The sequence below is a fragment of the Domibacillus indicus genome (assembly GCF_023715895.1).
Taxonomy (GTDB): domain Bacteria; phylum Bacillota; class Bacilli; order Bacillales; family Domibacillaceae; genus Domibacillus; species Domibacillus indicus_A.
On sequence record NZ_JAMBOO010000080.1, the window covers coordinates 1 to 473 of the forward strand.

2 tRNA genes and 1 rRNA gene are annotated in these 473 nt (G+C 46.9%); all 3 read right to left on the bottom strand.

Annotated features, from left to right (window positions below):
* Window positions 1-51 precede the first annotated feature (51 nt).
* Window positions 52-126 (bottom strand) — tRNA-Glu (locus tag M3221_RS25620).
* Window positions 127-144: 18 nt separating this feature from the next.
* Window positions 145-219: transfer RNA gene (locus M3221_RS25625), tRNA-Asn, on the bottom strand.
* A gap of 129 nt (window positions 220-348) precedes the next feature.
* Window positions 349-464, bottom strand: a 5S ribosomal RNA gene (gene rrf, locus M3221_RS25630).
* Window positions 465-473: the final 9 nt, after the last annotated feature.

Genomic DNA, 473 nt, shown 5'->3' on the forward strand with positions numbered 1-473 from the left:
GACCCTCTGCTTGTAAGGCAGATGCTCTCCCAGCTGAGCTAATCCTCCAAATGGTGACCCCTACGGGATTCGAACCCGTGTTACCGCCGTGAAAGGGCGGTGTCTTAACCGCTTGACCAAGGGGCCATTTTATATTGTTAGAATTGGCTCCGCAGGCAAGACTCGAACTTGCGACCGATCGGTTAACAGCCGATTGCTCTACCACTGAGCTACTGCGGAATAGAAATGTTTTAACGACAACTATTATATATTATCATTTTTTCGCTAATTAGTCAATAACTATTTGAGAATTAATGTTGTTTTTTATGTTTTTGCAACCATAAAAAGAGCAGCATATGTAATTCTTTTGCCAGGCGGCGTCCTGCTCTCACAGGGGGAAACCCCCAACTACCATCGGCGCTGAAGAGCTTAACGGCCGTGTTCGGGATGGGAACGGGTGTGACCTCTTCGCTATTGCCACCTGACTATGAAGT